Genomic DNA, 19,447 nt, shown 5'->3' on the forward strand with positions numbered 1-19,447 from the left:
CCCAGAGGAGGAACCATGCCGCAGCGCGCCGCGGGTTCGGCCACCCTGGCCGACGTCGCCCGTGAGGCGGGTGTGTCGCTCGCGACGGCGTCGAGGGCGCTCAACGGCGGCACCAGACAGGTCAGCGGGACGCTGCGCGAATCTGTACTGCGGGCCGCGGAACGGTTGCAGTACACGGCGAACGTGCCCGCGCAGGCGATGGCCCGCGGCCGCGGCAACGTCGTCGGGCTGCTGGTGCACGACATCGTCGACCCGTACTTCTCCTCGATCGCGTCCGGCGTCATGCGGGTGGCGGCCCGGCACGGGCTGACGGTCACCATCGCGAGCACGGAAAACCATCCGGAGAAGGAACTCGAGTACGTCACGACGTTGCGCGGGCAACGGGCGCGAGCGGTGATCCTCGCCGGGTCGCGTAACGAAGGCGATGCCCTGCAACGGAATCTGACCAAGGAGCTCAAGGCGTTCGAGGCCGTCGACGGTCAGGTCGTGGTGATCGGGCAGCGGAAACTGCCGTTCGACACCGTCATGCTCGAGAACCGCGCCGGAGCGGCGGATCTGGCCGAACAGCTCGTCCTGCTCGGACACCGCGACTTCCTCGTCCTCGCCGGGCCGCCGGGCCTGATGACCTCGCGGGATCGGGTCCTCGGCTTTCGTGACGGGCTCGCCCGGCAAGGCGTCTCACTGTCCGAGAACCACGTGCTGCGCGCGGAATTCACCCGCGACGGTGGCTACGCAGCGATGGTGCGGGCGATCGAAAACGGCTTCCGCGGCTGCGTTTTCGCGGTCAACGACGTGATGGCCGTCGGCGCGATGGCCGCCTGCCGCGACCACGGGCTGCTGGTCCCCGCACACATCGCGATCGCGGGGTTCGACGACATTATTACCTTGCGCGACATCAGGCCTTCGCTGTCGACTGTGCGGGTGCCGATCGAGCGGATGGGCGAACGGGCGCTCGACTTCATTCTCGACACTCGCGCTGACAACCCTCGCGTCCTGGCGATCACCGGTGAGGTCGTGCTGCGCGAAAGTACTCGACCGTTGGAGGGAAAATGATCCGCCCGGGACTGTGTTCGGTGACGCTGCGGCGGCTGGACGCCGACGAGGTCGCGCGCCGTGCCGAGGAGGCGGGGCTGCAGGTGATCGAGTGGGGCGCCGACGTCCACGTGCGCCCCGACGACGACTGGGCGGCCGAGCGTGCGTTCGAAGCCATGGCACGGCACGGGCTGACCTGCGACTCCTACGGCTCCTACTTCCGCGCCACCCCGATGGAGGCCGGGAAGTTCGGCGACATCGCCGCCACCGCGGTCCGGCTCGGCGCCTCGCGGATCCGCGTGTGGGCGGGCAAGGCGGGCTCCGAGGACGTCGACCCCGACGAACGCGCGCAGGTCGTCACCGGTCTCCGCGAGGCCGCCGACGTCGCGAACGACCACGGTCTGGAGGTCGCGCTGGAATTCCACGGCGGGACACTGACCGACACCGCCGAATCGACCGTCCGGCTGCTCGACGAGGTCGGCCGCGACAATCTCGGCACCTACTGGCAACCGCCCCAGGACCTGCCGGACGACCAGGCGCTGGCGGGACTGGAACTGGTGCTCGACCACGTGCGCGCGGTGCACGTCTTCTCGTGGTGGCCCAGCAACGAGCGGCATCCGCTGACCTTCCGGGCGGACCTGTGGACGCGGGCGTTCGGCCTGCTCGCCAAGACCGGTCGGCCGCTCGACGCGCTGCTGGAGTTCGTCCCGGACAACGATCCGGACCTGGTCCCCGGCGAGGCCGACTCCCTGCGGAAACTGATCGAGGTGGGCGCGTGAGGTTCACCGAAGCCGACAGGCTGCTCTTCGCTGGCGACTCCATCACCGACTCCAGCCGCGATCGCACCGATCCCGCGTCGCTGGGCAAGGGTTACGTCCGGCAGATCGCGGACCTCCTCGGCGACGGGCCGGAGGTGATCAACCGGGGCATCAACGGCAACCGGATCTACGACCTCGAAGCCCGATGGACCACCGACGTCCTCGCGGCGCGCCCCACCGTGCTGACGGTGAAGATCGGCATCAACGACACCTGGCGGACCTTCGACCGCGGTCTGCCGAGCCCGATCGACAAGTTCCGCGCCGCCTACACCCGGCTGCTGGCCGACGCGCGGCAGCACCTGCCTGCCGAGTTGTACGTGATCACGCCGTTCCTGCTGCCGGTCGAACCGGAGCAACAGGACTGGGTGGCCGATCTGGCACCTCGGATCGAAGTCGCGCTGGAAGTGGCCACCGAATTCGGCGCGCGGCTGATCCGCGCGGATCTGTTCATGCCGCGCGCCGCGGAGGAGCACGGCGCCGCGACGCTGGCCCCGGACGGCGTCCACCCCAGCCCGCTCGGCCACCGCCTGCTCGCCGAGGCCTGGCTCGCGACGGCCGGTTCGCCGGTCGAGGAGGCCACGCTCCCCTAGCGGATACAGTTGCCTGGTGAACCGGAACGCCATCATCGCCGGTCGTTACCGGCTGGAGCACAAGGTCGGCCGGGGCGCGATGGGCGTGGTGTGGCAGGCGCGGGACGAGCGGCTCGACCGCACGGTCGCGGTCAAACAGCTGCTGCCGGACAACTCGCCGGGTGACGCGCCGTTCCGGTCGATCGTGCGCGCGATGCGGGAGGCCCGGGTCGCCGCGCGGCTCAAGCATCCGCACGCCGTCACCGTCTACGACGTCGTCGAACAGGACGGAACCCCTTATCTGATCATGGAGTTCCTGTCGTCGCGGCCGCTGACGGAACTCCTCGCGGACGACGGCCCGCTTCCCGCGGGCCGGGTGGCGGAACTCGGCGCGCAGATCGCCTCGGCGCTGGCCGCCGCGCACGAGGACGGCATCCTGCACCGGGACGTCACACCCAACAACATCCTGATCACCGAGGACGGGCAAGCGAAGATCGCCGACTTCGGCCTGTCCCACGCCACGGGCGAAGGGACGATGACCGGCGACGGTCTCGTCGTCGGCACACCCGCGTTCCTCTCCCCCGAGGTCGCGGACGGCGAGGAGCCCGGCTTTCCGTCGGACGTGTTCTCCCTCGGCTCCACGCTGTACACCGCGCTGGAAGGCGCGCCGCCGTTCGGCACCGACGGTAACCAGATCGCCCTCCTCAAACGGGTCGCCCGCGGCGAGATCACCGCGCCGCGGTCCACCGGCCCGCTCACGGACGTCCTGCTGCGGATGCTCCGGCGCGATCCACTGGAACGGCCGGACATGGCCGAGGCCGAACGGATGCTCGCCGCCGTCGCCGACGGCCGCCCGGCGATCCTGTCCGGCACCAAACGGCTTCCCGCGCCCACTCGTCGTTCACGCCTGCCGTTCGCCATCGCGGGCGGTGTGGTCGTGGCGGGCGGTGTGCTGGCGGGCGTCCTCCTGTTCGACGGCGATGCGCCCGAGGCTCCGCTGGCGGCACCGATCGCGACCACACCCGCCGCGAAACCGGTATGCGAAGCGCGTTACGAGGTGGCCAATCGCTGGCCCGGTGGCTCGGAGATCCGCGTATCCGTGCGGAACTCCCAGGACACCCGGCTCACCGGCTGGGAGGTCAGCTGGACCCTCCCGCCCGGCACCCGCATCGCCAATCTGTGGAACGGTTCCCTGGCACAGGACGGCGATCGCGTACGGGTGTCCGAAGCCGATTGGAACGCGGTCCTGCCGGTCGGCGGGACGACCACCTTCGGCTTCATCGCGACCACCGGCGAAGACGGCGGGGACACGCCGGTCGCGGAGTGCCGGAGTTCCTGACCGAGGAATGTGACACAACTCACGTCTGATTTGTCCGATTACCGGGGGTCCCCGCACCGGCATGCTGCGAGCGCGAAGCACTCGACAGCAAGGAGAAACGCGTGGACGACCAAGCGAGCACGCCACGATTCCCGATGGCGCGCGCGGCAGGCTGCCCCTTCGACCCGCCACCGGAACTGTCGCGGCTGGCCGAAAAGGACCCGGTCTCCCGGGTGAGGCTCTGGGACGGCGGCACGCCGTGGCTGATCACCCGGTACGAGGACGTGCGCACGGTGCTGGCCGATCCGCGGATCGGCGTCGATGCCACGCAGCCGGGCTTCCCGCACACCAACGCGGTGAGCAAGGCACGCGACACGACGATGAAAACGTTGATGCAGATGGACGCGCCCGAACACACCGGCCAACGACGGCTGCTGACCCCGGAATTCACGATCGAGAAAATGGAGGCCCTGCGACCCCGGGTCCAGCGGATCGTCGACGATCTCCTCGACGCGATGCTCGACGGACCCAAACCGGTGGATCTGGTGACGGCGTTCGCGTTGCCGGTCCCTTCGCTGGTGATCTGCGAACTGCTCGGCGTGCCCTACGCCGACCGCGGCTTCTTCCAAGGGGTGGCGCGCACCCTCGTCATGGACGAGCCCGATCCCGAACGGGCCATGGCCGCCAGTGAGGAGCTGAACGCCTATCTGGAAGAGCTGGTGATCGCGAAGAACGCCGAGCCCGGCGAGGATCTGCTCAGCACCCTGGCCGTCGGGCAGCTCCGGACCGGCGCGATGACCCCGCGCGAGATCGCCACGATGGGCCAGCTTCTTCTGGTGGCCGGGCACGACACCACCGCGGGCATGATCGCGTTGGGCACGGCCGCGCTCCTGGCGAACCCCGATCAGCTCGACCAGGTCCGTGCCGACACCCCTGGCGCGGTGGAGGAACTCCTGCGCTATTTGTCCATCACCCACACCGAAGCGCGCCGCGTCGCGCGGGAGGATCTGGAGATCGGCGGCAGGCTCATCCGCGCCGGCGACGGCATCATCGCGGTGAAGAGCACGGCCAACCGCGACCCGGCCGCCTTTCCGGATCCGGACGCCGTCGATATCCGGCGCAAGGCGCGCCACCATGTCGCCTTCGGCCACGGCAGGCACCTGTGTGTCGGTGCTCCGCTGGCCAGGATGGAACTCCAGGTCGTCTACGGCACGCTGTTCCGGCGCATACCGGCCCTGAAACCGGCCACCCCACTGGAAGAACTGCCGTTCGACGAGAACGCCGTCTTCTACACGGTGCGGGAACTGCCCGTCACCTGGTGAACCGGTGAGCCGCGCCGGTGGATTCCCGCGCGTTCAAGCGCACGGGGACCTCGATCCGGCGCGGCTCGCCGTCGGACGCCTTCCCCTCGATGAGGTCCATCAACGCCGTGGCCGCGCGGCCGCCCACCTCACGGGGATGCACGAACATGCCGGTCACCTGCGGTGAGGTGAGCCGGAGTGATCCGCTGTCGACCGCACTGCAGATCCCGAGCGCGCCGGGCACCGCGAGCCTGCGGCGACGGGCCTCGTGAAGGACGCCGAGGGCGAGGTTCTCCGACGTCGTGAACACGGCGTCGGGGCACACGCGCCGGTCGAGCAGCCTGCCCAGCGCCTCCGCAGTGCCTTCGGTGGTCGGCGGTTCGTCGATCTCGGCCATCACCGGCTCCAGGCCCCGTGCCTCCATCCAGCCCTGGTATCCCGCGACCAGGTCCGCCGCGTAGGAGCGGCGGGTGTCGGTGGTGATCATCGCCGGACGCTCGTAACCGTTGTCCGCCAAGTGATCCAGCATCAACCGCGCGGCCGCGACCAGGTCGTTGTCGACGACGACCGGCACCGGGCACGGCGCCGCCATCGGACGTCCGACGGTCACCAGCGGCCGGTCACGGCACCAGCCGGTCGCGAAGAACGGCTCGTCCCCACGGGGATCCACCAGGATCGCGCCGTCGACGGCGAAGGCGTTCAGCCGGTCGAGGTCGGCTTCCCTCGGCGTCAGAAGCAAGGCGTACGACCGTTTCGACGCCACTTCGGCCGCCCCGTTGAGGACTTCGAGGAAGTAGTCCGAGTTGGGCACGAGCGCGCACGCGCTGCCGGCGTCGACCGAGTTCGCGAGCTGGATCGCCAAGGTGCGGCTGCGCCGGGTGACCAGCTGCTGTGCGTGCACGCTGGCCTGGTAGCCGAGATCGGCCGCCGCCCGCGCGACGCGCTGCCGGGTCTCTTCGGAGATCCGGCCCTGCCCGCTCAGCACATGCGAGACGGTGGTGATCGAGACCCCCGCGGCCGCGGCGACGTCACGGATGGTCGGCGACACTCAGGCCTCCACTGGCGGTCCCCAAACGCGGTTCGGCCGGTCGGTGTCCAGCCGATAGTCGGTGACGTGGGCGTCGCCCAGCCTACGTCCGAGGTCCGCCGCGGCCTCCAGCGGCCGGGCGGGATCGCGCTCCACCTCGCCCCGGCTGTTGCCGACGCCGACCACGATCCCGGCGAGGTCCTGACGCAGGTACCGGGTGAGTTCCTGGAACTGGGCCTCGAGCCCGAGTGTCGCGCCGCGGTAGCTCTCCTCGCAGGAGATCAGCACGGCGGCGCGTTTGTCCATCAGCCCGGGCACGACTTCGGCGGTGTGCGGCGAACTGCCGGAGGTGTAGCAGAAAAGCCGGTCGAAGAAGGACTTCAGCCGACCGGTCATGCCGTACCAGTGCAGTGGTGTCGCGTAGACGATCGCGTCCGCCGGGAGCACGTGGTCGAACAGCAGTCGCTCGTAACCGTCCCCGATACCGCAGGACCGGTCGCTCAGCCGGCAGTCGCGGCAGTCCCCCAGCGGCGACTCGACGAAATCGGAAAGGCGGACGAAGCCGACCGTGTGTCCCGCTTCCTCCGCCCCTTTGGCCAAAGCCTGGGCGAGAGCCCAGGAATTGCCCTCACGACGCGGACTCGAATCGAGCACCAAGACCTTCACGTGGTTCTCCCCGGAGAGACTGCAAAAACGCTTTTGCAGTCTCTCCGGGCGAGGTTTCCGCTGTCAAGCGACCGAGGTCAGGCGACCTTGGCGGCCGCCGCGAGGATGACCTCCGCGACGACGTCCGGCCGCGAGACCGAGACGGCGTGCGAAGCGTCGATCCTGGTGACCTCCGAACCGGCGCGCTCGGACATGAACGCCTGCGCCGCGGCCGGGATCGCGTGGTCCTGCTCGGCGATCAGCGCCCACGACGGCAGGTTCTTCCAGGCAGGCTCGCCGTCGAACGGCGTGGCGAGCGCGCGCTCGGTGACCGGACGCTGGGTGACCGCCATGACGTCGGCGGTCTCCTCGGGGACGTCGGCCGCGAACACGTCCGAGAAGTTCTCGGGCTTGATCGACAGCTCACCCTGGGAAGCCAGGACGTTCGTGGTGTCCGGGCCGAGCTTGCCGCCTTCGAACCGGCCGGACAGCTCGAACACGCTCTCCCCCGCCTCCGGCTGGAAGGCGGCGATGTAGACGAGCGCCTTGACGTTCGGCGCGGTGGTGGCCGCGCGGCTGATCACCACGCCGCCGTAGGAATGCCCGGCCAGCACCACGGGACCGTCCACACCGTTGACGACGTCGGCGACGTAGTCCGCGTCGGACTCGATGCCGCGCAGCGGGTTCGAGGCGGCCAGCACCCGGTAGCCCTGCTCACGCAGCTTCGGGACGACGCCGTTCCAGCTGGACGAGTCGGCGAAAGCACCGTGGACCAGGACGATGGTGGGCTTCTGGTTGGTCATGGTGGCTCCTTCAGTTCAGGGAGAACGATCGGTCTTTCTCCCTGAACCATGCTCGTCCCGATGGCGTTCCGCAACGTGACGAAGGCGACCTGGTGGAATGACCGTTCTTTCTCTAGGGTTGGGGAATGCCGACTGTCGACCGGGACGTACATCCGAAGATCCGGCTGCTCGAGACAGCGTCACGGCTGTTCTACGCCGAGGGCATCCATGCCGTCGGCGTGGAGCGCCTGGTCTCCGAGGCGGCCGTGACCAGGGCGACGTTCTACCGCCACTACCCCACCAAGGACGACCTCGTCGCCGCCTACCTGAGCACCACGAGCGAGAAGATCCGCGCGGGCGTCGACGCGGTGACCAGCGAAAAACCCGCCCGCGAAGCGCTGCTCGCCGCGCTGGGCATCATCGGCGACCGGACGCTCGACGACGACTTCCGCGGCTGCCCGTTCCTCAACGCCGCGGCCGAATACCCCGATCCCGGACATCAGGTCCGTCAGGTCATCGACGACCACCGGGACTGGTTCTTCGGCGTCCTTCGCGACCTGGCACGCGACGCGGGCCACGCCGACCCGGACCACGCCGCCCGCACTCTCGTCCTTCTCCGCGACGGCGCGCTTCACGGCGGCAACCTCGATGACGCCGAGACCGTGCGCGCCACTTTGCACCGAGCCGTGGCCGACCTCGTCCCCTGAGCTTCATCGCGTCTTCTCGACGGTCGTAACAAGTGCTACCTTCGCGGGAGGGGGCCGGACCGAGGAGCGGCGACGATGAGGCTTTCTCCCAGCGCGCACGTCGACCCGTTCTGCCGTGACCGGCTGCCGCCCGCCGAGCAGTGGCCGGAGTTCGTGTTCGACCTGCCGGAACTGCGGTATCCCGACAGGCTGAACGCCGCGACCGCACTGCTCGACGACACCGTGGCGCGCTTCGGTCCGGACCGGCCCTGCCTGCTCTCCCTCGCCGAAACGTGGACATACGGCGAAGTCCTGGCCCGCGCCAACCGCGTCGCCCACGTCCTGGTCACCGATTTCGGGGTGGTTCCCGGAGACCGGGTGCTGTTGCGGGGCACCAACACCCCGTGGCTCGCGGCGGCCTGGCTGGCCGTGCTCAAGGCGGGTGCGGTGGCCGTCACGACCATGCCGATGCTGCGGCGGGCCGAACTCGACAAGATCGCCGGCCGCGCGAAGCCCGCACTCGCCGTTTGCGACGAACGCCTGCTGGACGAACTCCCGGCCGATCTTCCCGTCGTGTCGTACGGAACGGATCTGGCCGCCCGCGCGGAGCGGCATCCGCCCACGTTCACCGACGTCCCGACCGCGGCCGACGACGTCGCCCTGCTGGCCTTCACCTCCGGCACAACGGGATCCCCGAAGGCGACGATGCACTTCCATCGCGACCTGCTCGCGATCGCCGACACGTTCTCCCGGCACATCGTGCGCCCGACGTCCGACGATCTCTTCTGCGGCACGCCACCGCTGGCCTTCACCTTCGGCCTCGGCGGCCTGCTGGTCTTTCCCTTGCGCGCGGGCGCGGCCACGCTTCTGGTCGAACGCGCCACTCCGGCGGAACTCGCCGCCATCGTCGCCGACAAGGGCGCCACGGTCCTCTTCACCGCCCCGACCGCGTATCGCGCGATCCTGAACGCCGGCGACGGACGACTCCTGGCCGGAGTACGCCGGGCCGTCTCCGCCGGCGAATCGCTTCCCGCTCCCGTGGCCGAGCGGTATCGGGACATCGTCGGACGGCCGCTCATCGACGGACTCGGCAGCACCGAAATGCTGCACGTGTTCATCTCCGCCGCCGACGACACCGCACGTCCCGGCGCGACCGGGAAGGTCGTGCCCGGCTACGAAGCGGCCGTTCTCGACATCGACGGCTCACCCGTTCCCGACGGCACTCCCGGGTTCCTGGCGGTGCGAGGCCCCACCGGCTGCCGCTATCTCGAGGACCCGCGCCAGCAGGACTACGTGCGCGACGGCTGGAACATCACCGGCGACACCTACGTCCGCGACGCCGACGGCTACTTCCGGTTCGTCGCCCGCAGCGACGACATGATCATCTCGTCGGGCTACAACATCGCCGCGCCCGAGGTCGAGGAAGTCCTGCTGACCCATCCGGACGTGGACGAATGCGCCGTGATCGGCACGCCGGACCCCGACCGCGGTTCGGTCGTGACGGCGTTCGTCGTGCCGCGTCCCGGCGCCGACCCGGGCACGGACCTGGCGCGGGCGCTGCAGGACCACGCCAAGGCGACCGCGGCGCCGTACAAGTACCCGCGGCGCGTGCGGTTCATCGAGGCGTTGCCGCGTAATGCGAGTGGGAAGTTGCAGCGGTATCTGTTACGGGAGCTGTGATTTCTGTCCACATTGGACTTTCCTGGATTCTTCCCTTTGACACACCTCGTTTGCCTTACCTATCCGTCCTCGATCCGCGTCTTCGTGTGACGACAGGCGTTGCAGTCGATAGTTGGCATGGCTGGCAGCACGTCGTGTCTGCCAGCTTCAGCGTTGTACTTGGATGTCACGGTGGTGGTCGCGTAGGCCGCTGGTGTGGTCGCACGTGTGCGGCTGAGTGGACCCGGCACAGAGCGAGTTCTCGTTTGGCAACCTCCGCGCAAGAGGCGAGGTTTCTTGCATGCCCTTGTCGATCGGCATGGCGCCGCGCGATTGTGAGGAGCCATTTCTTTTGGTGCCGGGATTGTCTGCTCCGCGACCGCCTTCGCTGTCGAACGGCCTTCGCGTGCTTGTCGCGACAGTTCGCGACGGTCGCGTTCGCTGTCGAGAGGAGGTTGCTGATGCGTCAGGTCCGGGGCCGATCGATTCGGCCGAGGAAGCTGGGGACCAGGTCGTCCAGCCGAGTTGGCCGAGCCGGTCGCGAGGTGGCCCGCGTGAGGGAACCTGATGTCTGGAAGGGGCTACGCCCGGTGTTGTGCCTGCCGGCCTTCGCCGCGGCTGCCCTGGAGGACAACGAGGCCCTTGCCGTTGTGGCAAGGGCGCTCATCGCGGTTGGTGACATGATCGTCAACGCTGGTCGGCACAAGCGGTCATAGCACCAGGTCCGGTCGTCGTATGACGGCCGGACCACCACCGCATCCAGGAAACCTTACGCGCGGTCGGCGTGCAAATGGAGACGCAGGATCAGGTCCTGAACCGTAACGAAATATGGTTTCGTTACATCGATTCTTACGTAGCCGGGAGGGGTGGTCTGGTGGGGGACGCTGTCGGCGTTTGCCCGTCGTGCGGAGGTCCGCTTCCCCCGAACTCCGGGAGGGGACGGCCCCGACGGTATTGCTCGGCCGCATGCCGAACGGCGGGTCATCGCGCCCGCGAGCGCGAGGGCAGAATGGCCGAGGCCCGCAGTGCGCGCCGCTGCGTGAACAGCGTGGCCGGGCACGCCTGCCAACGTCCGGCGAAGTTCGTGGTGACCGTGGACGGTCGAGAGGTACGCACCTGCGGCATCTGCCGCGAACTGGTCATGGCGTTTCTGACCAGGCAGGGCGCGACCGCCACGACTGTGGACGTCGAGCCGTTCGATAGGCCGTCCGCGAGGCGCGCGAGTGCTCCCGTCGCACACGACAGCCGGTCCCACGGCCGGATCCTGGTGCTGGAGGACGACGACAATCTGCGCGGGATAGTCGCGCGCGAGCTGCGAGCACGAGGATATGAGGTAACGGAGGAGGGGGATCTGCCTGCCGTGGACGAGCGGGTGCGCACCGACCCGCCGGACCTGCTTCTCCTCGACCGCATCGTCCCCTCCGGAGACTCTCTTAACTGGGTTCGACACGTGCGCGCCTACGGCAACGCGATCCCGGTGGTAATCCTGACCGCGCGCGACTCGCTCGGCGACCGGCTCCAAGGCTTCGAACGCCACGTCGACGACTACATCGTCAAACCGTTCTCCATGCCTGATCTTGCCACCCGAGTGGGCAGAGTGCTGCGCCGATCCCGTCCGGACAGCCCGACCGAGCAGACCTACACCGACAGCTTCGTCCATCTGGACTTCCAGGCAGGCGAACTCCGGGTCAGTGGCATCGCGGTGCCGCTGACCCGGCAGGAATTCCGTTTTCTCGAAGTGCTGGTGCGCAACGCCGGGGCGATCCAGTCAAGGGAGAAAATCGCTCGCGCGCTGTGGGATAAAAAACCGTCATCGATGAGCTCGCTGGACGTTGTGGCCCATCGGCTGCGCCAGAAGCTGAAACCGACGGATCTGGGCGAAAGCCCGATCGTCGCCGCGCGGGGCAGGGGCTACCTGTACCAGGTGCCGGCAACATCTGCCGGACAAGCGACACAGCTGCTCGCCCGACATTCCGGCTACGGCCACGCCGGCCGAGCCCTCGACATTCTCAACGCCCACGAGCGCCAGGAAACGCACTCCGAGATTCCCGACCAAGACTGACCCGCCAGTCGGCCGCATGGCAGGTCCCGTCGACCGAGCACAGCGCACCATGCCAACTATCACCTGTCGTCACACTTCGCCAGATCTCGGGAACAATTCTGGAGCAATTTTCACGTTCGCACGCCTGTTCGAACGCTGGTATTCTTGGGGGGTGTCCAGCCAACGAATCCTCGAACCGCCACAGGAGCTGTGGCGTGCCGGTGCACGCGAACTCGCGCACGGCGTGGTCGAGCGTTTGTCGGTGGCACGACAGGCTTTGGCGGAGGTCGGGCAGTTCCTGACGGAGATAGAGTCCCGCGGTCCGATGGAGTTGTTCGGGCATGGTTCGACCGCGGGCTGGTTCGCCGAAACCGCCCGCATCACCCCCACAGAGGCCCACGACACCGTGAAGCGGGCACTGGCGGTGAACGAAAGCCGAAACCTGGACGGCACCCCCGCCCCCGCTTTCGCCCCCATCGCCGGAGCCGCTGCGGCCGAAGGGGAACTCGGGCACCAGCACCTCGACCCACTCCTGGCGGTACTGAAGAAGATCCCCGCCGACATTTCCGCCGAAGACCGGTCCGGCGCGGAACAGATCCTGGTTAACCTGGCCCGGAATGCCGGCCCCCAGCAGATCATCAACGGTGGCGCGGAACTCTTGGCGCACCTGGACCCCGACGGCAACGAACCCAAAGACGAAGACCTCACACCACCCTCGCGCGAAGTGCACCTGCGGAAACGCGACGACGGCTGGTGGCGGCTCAACGGCCTTCTCGACCCCGAATTCGGCGCCCGGGCCCACGCGCTGTTCGAAACCTGGGGACAACGAAGACCCGTCGACGAAGACGGCAATCGCGACCCCCGCACCCCCCGGCGAACGCCACGGCGACGCCTTGTTCGACGCCCTCCACTACGCCATGACCAACGACAAAGCCCCCACGCTCTCCGGAGACCGCACCACCATCGTGGTCACCATCCCTCTGGAATCCCTGACCTCAGGACTGGGCTCAGCCTGCGTGGACGGGGTCTCGCAGATCACCGCACGCCACGCCCGCATGCTCGCCTGCGACGCGAAAATCATCCCCGCCGTGCTCGGCACCGAGAGCGAACCCCTCGACATCGGCCGCGTGACCCGGTCCGTCAGTCCCGCCCAACGCCGGGCCCTGAACCTCCGCGACCACGGCTGCGCCTTCCCCGGCTGCCACCGACGACCGAAACATTGCGAGGCCCACCATATTCTGCCGTGGGGCCAACTCGGCGACACCGACCTGAACAACCTCTGCCTGCTCTGCCGCTACCACCACATGGTCATCCACGGACAATCCGGCTGGAAAGTACAGATGACAGACGGCCGCCCCGAATTCATCCCACCCCAATACCTCGACCCGCTACAGAAGCCCCGCCGCAACCACCGCTGAACCCCGAGGAGCCCGCCGACCCACACCGGCGACGGGCCCCTCGGCATGCCCGGAGCACGGAGCGATCGACCCGGTGATGCCCCCGCCGTAAGCTGATCGAAGGGCTGTCTCACATCATCTGCATCAGAGCACCTTTCGCGACAAGCTCGCCAACCGCCGCCACACCGCCTGGCTTCAGCGAATCCCGCGACGCCGATTCGCCGCGACCAGCGCGACAATACTGAGCGATGCCGTCGCCAAAAGGTAATAACCAGGCGAAACAGGTGATCCGGTGGCCGCGATCATCGCGGTCGCGATGGTCGGCGTGAACCCGCCGAAGACCCCGACGGTGGCGTTGTAGGCGAACGAAAGTCCCGTCGCCCGGGTGTGCGCCGGGAACACGTCCGCCATCACCGACGGAAGCGCGCCGAAGTAGGTGGCCTTCAGCAGTCCCAGGATCGTCATCGTGATCGTGAGGGTCAGGAACGACGGCGAGGTGGTGACCCATAGGTACAGCGGCACCACGCCGGCCCCGATCACCGCCGCGGCGCCGATCATGATCCTGATGCGGCCGTGCCGGTCGGTGAGCAGCCCGACGATCGGTGTCACGACGGTCAGGATGGCGGCGGTGATCATCAGGGCGACGAACGAAAGCGAGTCGTCCAGGCCGAGGTTCTTGATCGCGAACGTCGGCAGCGACTGAAGGATGAAGTTCAGCGAGGTCGAGACGACCAGCGCTCCACCGGCGATCAGCAGGCCGCCCCAGTGGAAGCGGAAGAGCGTCCGGACCGGCGTGGACTTCGGCTGATCCTCCTTCGCAGCCTCGGGTTCGTCGACGTGGCGCCGGATGTAGTAGCCGACCGGGCCGACGAGCAGCCCGAAGACGAACGGGACTCGCCAGCCCCAGGACGTCATCGCGTCGGCGCTGAGCGAAGCGGTCAGCCCGGCGGCGAACCCGGCTGACATCAAGGTCGCGAAACCCTGGCTGGCGAACTGAAAACTGCCGAGGAAGCCCTTGCGGCGATCGTCCTGTTCGATCAGGAACGACGTGGCCGCCCCGAATTCCCCGCCCGCGGCGAAGCCCTGGATCAGCCGCGCGACGATCACGCCGACCGGCGCGAGGAAACCGATCGTCGCGTAGCTCGGCATCACCGCCAGCAGGAACGTCCCGGCGACCATCAGCCAGATGGTCAGCACCAGCGCCTTCTTGCGGCCGAACCGGTCGGCGTAGGCACCGAGCACGAGACCGCCGAGCGGACGCACGAGGAACGTGATGCCGAAGACCGCGTACGCCTGCACGAGCTGGACGGCGGCGTTCCCGCCAGGGAAGAAAGTCTTGCCGATATAGGCCGCCATGAGCGCGTACACGCCGAGGTCGAACCATTCGAGCGCGTTGCCGATGGTCGCGGCTGCGATCGCGCGCCGCGTGGACGACGGCGTGCGCGGCCTGGCCACCGTCCGCTCGCTCATCATGCCTCCCCGCCGCGCCGTCCGAGCGCGTGGAACAGTGCCGCGGCGAGGACGATTCCTTCACGGGCGATCGGCGCGAGCAGGTGTTCGTCGGGCGCGTGTTGCAGGCATCCGGGATAGGAGTGCGGCAGCCACAGCGTCGGCAGGCCGAGGAGGTCGGTGAACACATGGTTCGGCAGTCCCCCGCCGAAGCTCGGCAGGATCGCCACGCTCTGATCGGAAACCTCGTCGAGGACGCTCTTCGCCCAGCCGACCCACGGGTCGTCGACCGGCGTGCGGCTGGCACGGAAGCTGCCCTCGGCGGTGACGTCGACCATGGAAAACCCTTGTGCAGCAAGGTGTTTCGTAATCGCCTCGCCCACTCCGCCGACATCGGTGCCCGCGACGTAGCGCAGTTGCAGCATCGCCCGTGCTCGGCCGGGGATGGCGTTGACCGGCCGGTCGATGTCCGCGGCGCCGAGCGAGAGGACTTCGAGGGTGTTCCAGCCGTAGAGCCGCTCCGCCGCGGTCAGCCTGGTGTCGCCCCAGCCCGCGTCCAGCGCCGGATCGCCCGGCTTGTTCCCGATCTCGAGTTCGGCGAGCGCCGCACGGACGCTGTCCGGGAGTTCGGGTGGCAGAAGCTCCGGCACCTGGACGCGGCCGTGCCCGTCGACGAGACAGGCGATCGCCCCGGCGAGGGTGGTGGCGGGATTACGCAGCACGCCACCCCAGTTCCCCGAGTGGTAAGCGTCGGGGCGGAGGTCGACGTCGAGGGCGATCCGGACACTGCCTCGCGCGCCGAGGAACAACGTCGGTGTCGCCGCGTCCAGGCGCGGTCCGTCGGACGCGATGAGGACGTCGGCGCTCAGTGCCTCCCGGTGCGCCGAGACGAACTCGTCGAGCCCCGGCGAGCCGATTTCCTCCCCTGTCTCGAACAGGAACTTGAGGTTGAATCCGAGCGAACCCGTCTCGGCGAGGAGCAGCCTGAGCGCGGTCAGATTGATCAGGTGCTGGCCCTTGTTGTCCGCCGAACCGCGGCCGTACCAGCGCTCGCCGTCGGCGGTCAGCGTCCACGGGTCCCGGCCACCGCTCCACCGGCCTTCGTGTCCGTCGACGACGTCCGCGTGGCCGTAACACAGGAGTGTCGGCAGCTCTGGCGACTCGATCCGGGTGCCGATCAGGAACGGGCCGCCGCCGGGATCCGGATTGGGATGGATCGCCACGGAACAGCCGAGCGCGGTGAGTGCCGGGGCCAGCACTTCGTCCAGGTATGCCTTGATGGCAACGCGACCGCTCGGATGATCACTCACGGTCGGATACCGGACGAGCTCGGCGAGTTCGGCGAAGAACGCTCCCGAGTCGACGTGCTCGTGGGCCTTCGCGACCAATTCCGCAGGGATCACCGTGTTGTCTCCCGATTCGCTCGTCGAGTGTCGCAGAGGAGCGTAAGTCGGTTTGCGTATCGGGACCATTGCCGTTTACCGTGCTCCGCGTTCTCATTGCGGCAAACCTGCGGAGACCTGATGCGACTACTGCCGATCGCGTTGACGTACTTCCTCGAAGTCGCCCGCACCGGCTCGGTGTCCGAAGCGGCGACAGAACTGACGGTGGCGCCGTCGGCGATCAGCCGCCAGATCGCCAAACTCGAAGCGGGGCTCGGGGTGCCGCTGTTCGTCCGGCATCCGCGCGGCATGGTGCCGACCGAGGCCGGGACCCGGCTGCTCGACCACGTCCGGCGCAGCGAGGCCGAATCGGCCGTTCTCGTCGACGAGCTCCGCACCGGCCGCGGACTGCACGCCCGGTCCGTCACGGTCGCCTGTTCCGAGGGGTTCGCGCGCCGTGTGGTCCCGCAGGCGATCGCCGCCTTCCGGCGCGAGCACGATGTCACGTTCCACATCGACGTCGTCACCAGGGAGGAAGCGACTCGGCGTGTGCTAGAAGGCGCGGCAGACGTCGCCGTCACGTTCGCGACCGGACCACAGCACGGGGTACGTGTCGAGAGCGCGGTCGTCGTCCCGGTGTACGCGATCGTCCCGCTCGATCATCCGCTGACCAGCCGCGACTCGGTCGAACTCGCCGAACTGTGCCGTCATCCGCTCGCGCTCCCGGCGCCAGGGCAGAGTCTGCGCGACCTGTTCGACATCGCCGCCAGGATCGAGAATCTCGCCGCCCATCCGGTGCTGGAGTGCAACGAACTGAGCCCGAAGTACGAGTTCGTCCGGTGCGGCGGCGGGATCGCGCTCGTCGGCGGGCTGGGTGACATCGAGCAGGACGCGGCCACCGAAGGCGTCGCCTACGTGCTGCTCGACAACGCCGTGTTCCGCAAACGCGAAGCCCAGGTGCAGACCATGGCGGGACGGACCTTGTCCTTGGCGGCCTTGCGGTTCACCGCGCTGCTGACCTCGTTCGTCCGTCCGCCGGTCAGCGGAGCAGCACTCCGGGGTTGAGGATTCCGGCCGGGTCGAGCGCGGACTTGGCGGCGTCGAGCGCGGCGGCGAACGGGTCGGGGCGCTGCCGGTCGTACCAGGGCCGATGGTCGCGGCCGACGGCGTGATGGTGGGTGATCGTGCCGCCATGGGACGCGATCGCCTCGGAGACGGCGGCCTTGATCTCGTCCCACTGCTCGACCGTGCTCCCCCAGCGCCCGGCGGCGTAGATCCCGTAGTAGGGCGCGGGACCGTCGGGGTAGACATGGGTGAAGCGGCAGGTGATGACACCGGCACCGCCGCACACCTCGTCGATCGCGGCGCGTGCGGCCGACGTGATCGCGTCGTGGAACTCCTCGAAGCCGTCCCAGGTGCACGCGGTCTCGAAGGTCTCCACGATGAGCGACCGGCGGGCCAGCGCGTCGCGTTGATAAGGCATGCGCAGGAACGACGATCGCCACGTCGATGCACTGTCCTGGCCGGAGGAATCCTTGCCGCGCCTGGTTTTCACGACTCCGCCGTGGCCCGCGGTCACTTCGAGCGCGCGGTCGAGCCAGGGGTCGACCGGATGATCGGCGGATTCGAACCCGATCAGCAGGAGGCCACCGCCCACACTCGCGCCCGCGTTGATGAAGGCCTCGGCCGGGTCGAGGAGACGGCAATTCGACGGGTGGAGCCCGGACTGCGCGATCGCGCGGGTCGCGGCGACCGCGTCTTCCTGCCGCTCGAAGGCGACCGACGCGGTGACCTGCCAGACCGGGCGGTCCTGCAGACGCATCCACGCTTCGGTGATCACGCCGAGCGTGCCCTCGGAGCCGAGGAACATCCGATCCGGTGAGGGGCCCGCGCCCGAGCCCGGCAGGCGCCGCGACTCGCTGATCCCGGCCGGGGTGACGACACGCAGCGACTCGGTGAGATCGTCGATATGCGTGGCGAGAGTGGCGAAATGCCCGCCCGCGCGAGTGGCGAGCCAGCCGCCGAGCGTCGAATGGGCGAACGACTGCGGGAAATGCCGCAGGGTCAGCCCCAGCGGGCGAAGGCGGTCTTCCAGCGCCGGCCCGAAAATCCCGGCCTGGATCCGGGCCGCGCGGCTGACCGTGTCCACTTCGAGCACGTCACCGAGGCCCGCGAGATCCATCGAGATCGCCGGCCCGTCGAACCTCGGTTCGACCCCGCCGACCACGGAACTGCCGCCACCGTACGGAATCAGCGGAGTGCCGGAGGTCGTGCACCAGTCGAGGAGGTCGACGACGTCCTGCTCGGTACGCGGGCGGGCGACCAGGTCCGGCACGTGGTCGAGCCGTCCGAGCAGGTTGCGGACGACATCGCGGAACGCCTTGCCCCTGGCGTGGGACAACCGGTCGACGGGGAGGCCGCTGCACAACGCGGCGAGCGCCGCGGGCGGACGGATCCGCGATGCCGGGACGTCGAGCGCCGCGGGGTCCGGCGGGGCGTGGTCGGTGAAGTCGTGAGCGGGCAGCACCCCCGAGGTGCGGGCGACCAGCGCGTCGGACTCCTCCCTGGACAGTGCGCCGGTGGTGGTGCCCCAGCCCCACCAGGAACGCTCCTCGGCCGGCATCGATGCCTCCGTTCGATCTGACTCGCCAGTAAGTTACCTATCGGTCAATTATTGTGTCAACGCACCGCGGCAACGAACACCGATAACGTGTGCCGTCGTGGCCCCAGGTCCTCTGATCTACCTCGACGTCGATGGCCCGCTCATCCCCTTCGGACTGGAGACCTCGAGCTACCCCTTGTTCGGACCGTCGCCGCAAGATGGCGACAATCCGCTCCTCGGCAGGCTCGATCCCTCGCATGGCTTGCGCCTGAAAGCCCTTCCCGGCGAACTGATCTGGGCCACGACCTGGCTTCAGGACGCCAACGACTCCCTCGCTCCCAGACTCGGCCTTCCCCACCTGCCGGTGGTGGACCGGCCGGAGCGCCCGTTCGTGTGGATCGACGACGAGCTTTCCGACATCGATCGCGACCGGGTGTCCGGCAACCATCCTGGACCGGCCCTCCTGCACCGGGTCGATCCCCGGCGCGGCTTGACCAGCGCCGACTACCGGACGCTCACCGAGTGGCTGCGGGAATCCCGCCTTCCCTGACACACAGGACAGCTCTTCCACCCAGGACCGATTCGAGGCCTTCGACGCTTTACAACGTTGTATCAACGATGTAAAAACATCCTGACGGTCGACCGTGGCCCGGCTCACACCGGTTCCCCGGGCCACGGCGTCGTGGTTTCACGCCTGCACAAGTCCAGCGGGAGGCGCACCTCCGCCGAGGCGGCCGCC

General features: G+C 68.7%; 16 protein-coding genes and 1 pseudogene. 11 read left to right on the top strand and 6 right to left on the bottom strand.

The window, feature by feature from the left end; all coding sequences use genetic code 11:
• Window positions 1-15 precede the first annotated feature (15 nt).
• The 5 genes from DMH03_RS25055 (at window position 16) to DMH03_RS25075 (ending at window position 5,059) form a co-directional block, all read left to right on the top strand.
• Window positions 16-1,053, top strand: coding sequence for a LacI family DNA-binding transcriptional regulator (locus DMH03_RS25055; RefSeq protein ID WP_125794433.1), 1,038 nt, complete (start codon window positions 16-18; stop codon window positions 1,051-1,053).
• Window positions 1,050-1,811: a sugar phosphate isomerase/epimerase gene (locus DMH03_RS25060; protein ID WP_199749006.1), complete on the top strand. Its 762-nt coding sequence runs from the start codon at window positions 1,050-1,052 to the stop codon at window positions 1,809-1,811. Before DMH03_RS25055 ends, DMH03_RS25060 begins: the two co-directional genes overlap by 4 nt.
• On the top strand, window positions 1,808-2,440 hold the full coding sequence (locus DMH03_RS25065; protein WP_125794434.1) for an SGNH/GDSL hydrolase family protein: 633 nt from the start codon (window positions 1,808-1,810) through the stop codon (window positions 2,438-2,440). Before DMH03_RS25060 ends, DMH03_RS25065 begins: the two co-directional genes overlap by 4 nt.
• Before the next feature lie 16 nt (window positions 2,441-2,456).
• Complete coding sequence (locus tag DMH03_RS25070; RefSeq protein ID WP_125794435.1) at window positions 2,457-3,758, top strand: serine/threonine-protein kinase; 1,302 nt, start codon at window positions 2,457-2,459, stop codon at window positions 3,756-3,758.
• A 134-nt stretch (window positions 3,759-3,892) separates the two neighbouring features.
• Window positions 3,893-5,059 carry a cytochrome P450 gene (locus DMH03_RS25075; protein WP_125794644.1) on the top strand — a complete coding sequence of 389 codons (1,167 nt, stop codon included), beginning with the start codon at window positions 3,893-3,895 and terminating at the stop codon, window positions 5,057-5,059.
• On the opposite strand, the gene DMH03_RS25080 is transcribed toward DMH03_RS25075, so the two are convergent.
• From DMH03_RS25080 to DMH03_RS25090, 3 genes are all read right to left on the bottom strand, one after another.
• The gene (locus DMH03_RS25080; protein WP_125794436.1) at window positions 5,049-6,086 is read right to left on the bottom strand and encodes a LacI family DNA-binding transcriptional regulator; all 1,038 of its coding nucleotides are present in this window, start codon (window positions 6,084-6,086) and stop codon (window positions 5,049-5,051) included. The two genes, DMH03_RS25075 and DMH03_RS25080, sit on opposite strands and share 11 nt — an antisense overlap.
• Window positions 6,087-6,731, bottom strand: coding sequence for a flavodoxin family protein (locus tag DMH03_RS25085; RefSeq protein WP_125794437.1), 645 nt, complete (start codon window positions 6,729-6,731; stop codon window positions 6,087-6,089).
• Window positions 6,732-6,808: 77 nt separating this feature from the next.
• On the bottom strand, window positions 6,809-7,513 hold the full coding sequence (locus tag DMH03_RS25090) for an alpha/beta fold hydrolase (protein WP_125794438.1): 705 nt from the start codon (window positions 7,511-7,513) through the stop codon (window positions 6,809-6,811).
• A 125-nt stretch (window positions 7,514-7,638) separates the two neighbouring features.
• Here DMH03_RS25090 and DMH03_RS25095 point away from each other — a divergent pair, with 125 nt between their 5' ends.
• The 4 genes and pseudogenes from DMH03_RS25095 (at window position 7,639) to DMH03_RS25110 (ending at window position 13,296) form a co-directional block, all read left to right on the top strand.
• Complete coding sequence (locus DMH03_RS25095) at window positions 7,639-8,199, top strand: TetR/AcrR family transcriptional regulator (protein WP_125794439.1); 561 nt, start codon at window positions 7,639-7,641, stop codon at window positions 8,197-8,199.
• Between the two features lie 75 nt (window positions 8,200-8,274).
• Window positions 8,275-9,858: an AMP-binding protein gene (locus tag DMH03_RS25100; protein ID WP_125794440.1), complete on the top strand. Its 1,584-nt coding sequence runs from the start codon at window positions 8,275-8,277 to the stop codon at window positions 9,856-9,858.
• A gap of 988 nt (window positions 9,859-10,846) precedes the next feature.
• Complete coding sequence (locus tag DMH03_RS25105) at window positions 10,847-11,899, top strand: response regulator transcription factor (protein ID WP_158633118.1); 1,053 nt, start codon at window positions 10,847-10,849, stop codon at window positions 11,897-11,899.
• Window positions 11,900-12,050: 151 nt separating this feature from the next.
• A pseudogene (locus tag DMH03_RS25110) lies at window positions 12,051-13,296 on the top strand (DUF222 domain-containing protein).
• A gap of 174 nt (window positions 13,297-13,470) precedes the next feature.
• Here DMH03_RS25110 and DMH03_RS25115 read toward each other — a convergent pair.
• Both DMH03_RS25115 and DMH03_RS25120 read right to left on the bottom strand, forming a co-directional pair.
• Entirely contained in the window at window positions 13,471-14,748 is a 1,278-nt protein-coding gene (locus DMH03_RS25115) for an MFS transporter (protein ID WP_125794442.1), read from the bottom strand.
• Entirely contained in the window at window positions 14,745-16,127 is a 1,383-nt protein-coding gene (locus DMH03_RS25120; protein WP_199749007.1) for a M20 family metallopeptidase, read from the bottom strand. The genes DMH03_RS25115 and DMH03_RS25120 overlap by 4 nt, the downstream gene beginning before the upstream one ends.
• 120 nt (window positions 16,128-16,247) lie before the next feature.
• On the opposite strand from DMH03_RS25120, the gene DMH03_RS25125 reads away from it, so the two are divergent.
• Window positions 16,248-17,171 (top strand): LysR family transcriptional regulator, encoded by a 924-nt coding sequence (locus DMH03_RS25125; RefSeq protein WP_125794443.1) that lies wholly within the window; start codon window positions 16,248-16,250, stop codon window positions 17,169-17,171.
• Here DMH03_RS25125 and DMH03_RS25130 read toward each other — a convergent pair.
• Window positions 17,146-18,729, bottom strand: a complete 1,584-nt coding sequence (locus tag DMH03_RS25130; protein ID WP_125794444.1) for an FAD-binding oxidoreductase — start codon at window positions 18,727-18,729, stop codon at window positions 17,146-17,148. The two genes, DMH03_RS25125 and DMH03_RS25130, sit on opposite strands and share 26 nt — an antisense overlap.
• A gap of 97 nt (window positions 18,730-18,826) precedes the next feature.
• On the opposite strand from DMH03_RS25130, the gene DMH03_RS25135 reads away from it, so the two are divergent.
• Window positions 18,827-19,258 (top strand): hypothetical protein, encoded by a 432-nt coding sequence (locus tag DMH03_RS25135; RefSeq protein WP_125794445.1) that lies wholly within the window; start codon window positions 18,827-18,829, stop codon window positions 19,256-19,258.
• The last annotated feature ends 189 nt before the right edge of the window (window positions 19,259-19,447 follow it).

Origin of the sequence: Amycolatopsis sp. WAC 01376 (assembly GCF_003947415.1) — a bacterium.
Lineage (GTDB): Bacteria > Actinomycetota > Actinomycetes > Mycobacteriales > Pseudonocardiaceae > Amycolatopsis.

Coding starts and splice junctions, on each gene's coding strand:
- DMH03_RS25055 (WP_125794433.1), top strand. CDS start 16: ATGCCGCAGCGCGCCGCGGGTTCGGCCACCCTGGCCGACGTCGCCCGT.
- DMH03_RS25060 (WP_199749006.1), top strand. CDS start 1,050: ATGATCCGCCCGGGACTGTGTTCGGTGACGCTGCGGCGGCTGGACGCC.
- DMH03_RS25075 (WP_125794644.1), top strand. CDS start 3,893: ATGGCGCGCGCGGCAGGCTGCCCCTTCGACCCGCCACCGGAACTGTCG.
- DMH03_RS25090 (WP_125794438.1), bottom strand. CDS start 7,513: ATGACCAACCAGAAGCCCACCATCGTCCTGGTCCACGGTGCTTTCGCC.
- DMH03_RS25095 (WP_125794439.1), top strand. CDS start 7,639: ATGCCGACTGTCGACCGGGACGTACATCCGAAGATCCGGCTGCTCGAG.
- DMH03_RS25100 (WP_125794440.1), top strand. CDS start 8,275: ATGAGGCTTTCTCCCAGCGCGCACGTCGACCCGTTCTGCCGTGACCGG.
- DMH03_RS25105 (WP_158633118.1), top strand. CDS start 10,847: ATGGCCGAGGCCCGCAGTGCGCGCCGCTGCGTGAACAGCGTGGCCGGG.
- DMH03_RS25115 (WP_125794442.1), bottom strand. CDS start 14,748: ATGATGAGCGAGCGGACGGTGGCCAGGCCGCGCACGCCGTCGTCCACG.
- DMH03_RS25125 (WP_125794443.1), top strand. CDS start 16,248: ATGCGACTACTGCCGATCGCGTTGACGTACTTCCTCGAAGTCGCCCGC.
- DMH03_RS25130 (WP_125794444.1), bottom strand. CDS start 18,729: ATGCCGGCCGAGGAGCGTTCCTGGTGGGGCTGGGGCACCACCACCGGC.